Below are 4,364 nucleotides of genomic sequence, written 5' to 3'. Positions count from 1 at the left end.
CTAAGCATGAAGCCCCCCTCAAGATGAGATTTCCCATAGCGTAAGCTAGTAAGATCCCTGAAAGATGATCAGGTTGATAGGTTCGAGGTGGAAGCATGGTGACATGTGGAGCTGACGAATACTAATAGATCGAGGACTTAACCATATAATATGTAGCAATGTTATCTAGTTTTGAAGGAATATATATTTAAAATTCCTTTTGACATTCTGAAAAGAATGTGTATAATGATAAAAGTCTGGTAATGATGGCAGAGAGGTCACACCCGTTCCCATACCGAACACGGAAGTTAAGCTCTCTAGCGCCGATGGTAGTTGGGACCTTGTCCCTGTGAGAGTAGGACGTCGCCAAGCAACTTTAAGACGAGTCAGAATGACTCGTCTTTTTTGTGTTTAATGAAATAAGCGTGTAATTAATATCGGCTCTATGAGTACGTTTATCTAGTAAGAAATAGCTTTGTTTTAGCATACCTTCAGAAAAATAAGGCTGAGTTTTTTAGGCTCTTTAATTTTGAGCTTTAAAGTCTATTTGTTAACAAGAATATATACGAGGTATTGCCCTCTGTAGCCTACTCACACCCTCTTTTATTTCTTCAGTTGTTAAATGTCCATACCCTATAATAATTCGATTGTGATGTTTTCCTTTTTCAATGGCGTGGTCTTCCACAGGATATACCTTCACTCCGAGTTGTTGGGTTTTCTCAAGTAATTCTTGTGTGAATTGAACTTGATTGAATTCAACAATCAGGTGTAATCCTGTAGAATAACCAAAAATATTGATTTTATTTGAGAATGCTGATTTTAATTGCTGGATAAGGAAGTCTCTTCGATTTTTATAGATTTTTTTCATCTTCATAATATGCCGTTCCAAATAACCTTCGGCAATAAATTTAGCAAGGACAAGCTGATTTAAAGAAGGTGTATGTAGATCGGAAAACCATTTTACCCTGCGACATTTTTCAATAAGGTGTGAGGGAAGAACTAAGTATCCCATCCTAAGGGCCGGTGATAAAATTTTACTAAATGAACCTATATATATAACACGTTCGGGATCCAATCCCTGTAATGAACTTACAGGTGAACCTTCATATCGAAACTCACTGTCATAATCATCTTCAATAAGATAACAATTTGTTTTTCTTGAGTAGTTAATCAATTGAACCCGTCGTTGAATCGGTAACGTTCCACCTAAAGGAAACTGATGAGAAGGAGTAATGAAGATGAATTTTGGATTTTTATTTGCAGGCAGCAAAGATGTATCCATTCCATTATCATCAACCGGTATAGGAGAAAGTAAGGCTCCTGAATTTTTAAAAATTGTTTGAATGTCATTGGTGATGGGATCTTCTATTAGTACTTCGTCACCTGGTGATAAAAGTAACTTAGAAACAAGTGTTAAAGCTTGAGTTGCACCGGAAGTAATCACCAATTGTTCTGGATGACAAAAAACTCCTCTTGTTTTTAGTAAATAGCGTGATAAAACCTTTCTTAATTCGGGGCGCCCTTCGGGAATATCGTATCCAAATGTAGAAGGAGGTGTTTCATTCCATATAGTGTGGGATAACTTTGCCCATCCCTTACGTGGAAATAAGTCTAATGCTGGTATCCCTGAACGGAAATTAATGATATTACTGTCTTTGTTTCTTTCTTCGCACCAAGATAAAGAATCAATTAGAGTTAATTTTTTACGTTGTTCTAAATATGTCCCTTCTGCAATGAATGTCCCGGCTCCTTGCTGAGTGACCAAAAAACCTTCGGAAAATAATTGATCATAAGCTTCTAAAATTACGTTCCTAGACACCCCTAACTCAGAAGATAATTCCCGTGTTGATGGTAGTTTTTCTCCGGATTGCAGCTCTCCGTTTAATATTCGTTCACGTATTTGGTGATAAACCTGTCGAATTAAACTTATATCTAACGATCGATCAATAGGTATCCAAAGCATATAAATGCTCCCTTCAGCAAAATTGGTACCATAAAAGTTTGGGTGAAATGGTACTAATACAAACCATTTTAGCATGCTATAGTTGGATCAAATAGTTCTAAAGGGGATGAAAATGTGATGACTAAACCAGAATTCCAAGTAGCTCAGGCATTTAAATCGATTGCACGAAATGAACATATAAAATCCTATGTACAACAATCTACTGAACTCTATGCGTTATTATTACAAGCTGCGAAACGCTTTGTCACCGGAGAAACGAGACATGAGGGGATTGGGACGGCAAAGGAACTAATTACAAAAGGTTATCATACTTCACTAGAATACATAGGGGAAAATACTCTAGATATAGAGGAATGTTATAAAGCTAAAAATGAGTTTTTGAATCTTATTGGGGACATGGGTACTCTATCTATGAAACAAACAGTATCACTCGATTTATCGCATATTGGGTTATCTATAGATCCAGAAATATCTTATATTCATTTAATGGAGTTGGCAGAGAAGGCGAAAGTACATGGAACTACCCTTATGATAAGTATGGAAGAATCATCTAAAGCAGCGGACATTCTTTCCATTTATAAAAAGGTAACTGAGCAATATCATAATGTAGGGATAACAATACAGACACATTTATATCGCTCAAACAATGATATTCAAGAACTCCTTCATTATCCAGGGAAAATAAGAGTTGTAAAAGGTGCCTATCAAGAAGTTCCGGATATTGCTATGCCTAGGTCAACTGATTTAAATCAACAGTATCTTCAAATTGTAGAACAATTAGTTGAACACAATCATCCTGTATCTATAGCTACACATGATGAAATTCTTATTACAGAGATGGAGCAACGTCAATATTTTAGTCAAACTAATGTAGAAATAGAAATGCTATATGGAATTCGTCCGGATATGTTAAGAGATTTGAAAAACAAAGGACATAACGCTAGAGTATATTTGACTTATGGGAAAGAGTGGTACTTGTATCTATGTCACCGGATAGCTGAACATCCAGAAAATTTATATCGTGCAGTGACAGATATGATACATTCACCTTCAGCAGAGCGGAGTAGGGAATATTGAATAGACATTTAATACTAAATGTAAAAATGATTTTGGCTGTGGCCTAAAAATAAGAGCCGGATTTTTCTTAGAGTAGAAATTCCGGCTCATTTTATATTGAAATTTTTCAATGTATATTTGCGTTACATACTGACAGGACTACTATAGATGTTAAGAAGATTATGATTTATAATTGTACAGCCGTAGTATACCTTGTTGCAGAATTTTGTTTTTATTGTTGCGTATTCTTAGAGTTGTAGGTAGAAATAAAAGAATTTATGACTCTATATGTATTTCAAAAGGGAAGAGATATAAAATATATACTAAAAACAATAAAACTAAATGCTTTGTTAGTGGAACGATTCGTTCTTCTAGCGGCAAACGTAAATATAGGTATAGGATAAACATCTTTTAATGTTATAAAAACTGAAGTAATGAAAAGAACGAATGTTCTCTTTGTGCATGTTTGGTACACTTGATCAATTGAGGTGCGTATTTTTAATCCAGTATATGTGTTTAAAAAGAAATGCTATTAATCTATTCGGACCTTGAGCATATCTTAAATGTTTATTAAGAGGATATGGCTGTATGGAAATGGATGATGCTAAAGATGAAAGAGATATAAGGTTGATATTTCAGTGACATAAGGATAGTTAGTAAATATATTAGTATGTTTCTGTATATTTACGAGTAAACAGATAAGCAACCATTACTTCATATAAGGGGAACTCAGGACTCTATAACTAGAGTAGTATATGAGTTTATTATGAATTTCTGTATCGTTGTCTGTTATAAGAATGCGTATATCTTCAATCGTTTCTAATAGAGTGCGTGTTAAACAAAGAAGTATTAGGGAGTGTAATAACTTTTTAATTACATATTAGTATTTATTAAAGTCGGGTTGTTAGTTTTGTTGGGTAAAAAATTCTGTGCAAATTAAGTCTAGGGTTTAAGTTAACTTGAAAGAATAGATTAAAGAGAAGCAGAAGGGGGATTCCAGTAATGGATCCTTGTAGTGGCGTATCTAGCTAAAAGAGCATAAAAATATTAAATTGAATATCTTTATAAAAAGGTATTGACGATTAGTATATAGAGGTGTAATATAGAACAAGTCGCCGATGCAATAACGCAGAAGACGACAAACGAAATAAAAAACTTGGTTGACATTAGCTAACGAAGATGTTAACATAAGGAAGTCGCGAATGAGCGACCGAGTAGTTCTTTGAAAACTGAACGAAACAAACAACGTGAAACGTCAATTTTTATTTTTAGATGCTAGACAAACTAACTTTATTGGAGAGTTTGATCCTGGCTCAGGATGAACGCTGGCGGCGTGCCTAATACATGCAAGTCGAGCGAATGGATT

Annotated in this window: 2 protein-coding genes and 3 rRNA genes; 4 read left to right on the top strand and 1 reads right to left on the bottom strand. The window is 34.8% G+C overall.

Going from position 1 to position 4,364, the window contains the following annotated elements; all coding sequences use genetic code 11:
- Positions 1–145, top strand: a 23S ribosomal RNA gene (locus BM089_RS30075); the annotation flags it as partial.
- 90 nt (positions 146–235) lie between these two features.
- Positions 236–351, top strand: a 5S ribosomal RNA gene (rrf, locus tag BM089_RS30070).
- 178 nt (positions 352–529) lie between these two features.
- On the opposite strand, the gene BM089_RS30065 is transcribed toward rrf, so the two are convergent.
- Entirely contained in the window at positions 530–1,942 is a 1,413-nt protein-coding gene (locus BM089_RS30065; RefSeq protein ID WP_090979133.1) for a MocR-like pyridoxine biosynthesis transcription factor PdxR, read from the bottom strand.
- A gap of 117 nt (positions 1,943–2,059) precedes the next feature.
- Here BM089_RS30065 and BM089_RS30060 point away from each other — a divergent pair, with 117 nt between their 5' ends.
- Positions 2,060–3,019 (top strand): proline dehydrogenase family protein, encoded by a 960-nt coding sequence (locus tag BM089_RS30060; RefSeq protein WP_090979131.1) that lies wholly within the window; start codon positions 2,060–2,062, stop codon positions 3,017–3,019.
- Between the two features lie 1,269 nt (positions 3,020–4,288).
- Positions 4,289–4,364 (top strand): 16S ribosomal RNA (locus BM089_RS30055); the annotation flags it as partial.

Source organism: Bacillus sp. 5mfcol3.1 (assembly GCF_900114335.1).
Lineage (GTDB): Bacteria > Bacillota > Bacilli > Bacillales > Bacillaceae_G > Bacillus_A > Bacillus_A thuringiensis_S.
Note: the sequence above shows the minus strand (reverse complement) of the source record. Positions and strands in the feature narration are given on the sequence as shown.

Coding starts and splice junctions, on each gene's coding strand:
- BM089_RS30065 (WP_090979133.1), bottom strand. CDS start 1,942: ATGCTTTGGATACCTATTGATCGATCGTTAGATATAAGTTTAATTCGA.
- BM089_RS30060 (WP_090979131.1), top strand. CDS start 2,060: ATGACTAAACCAGAATTCCAAGTAGCTCAGGCATTTAAATCGATTGCA.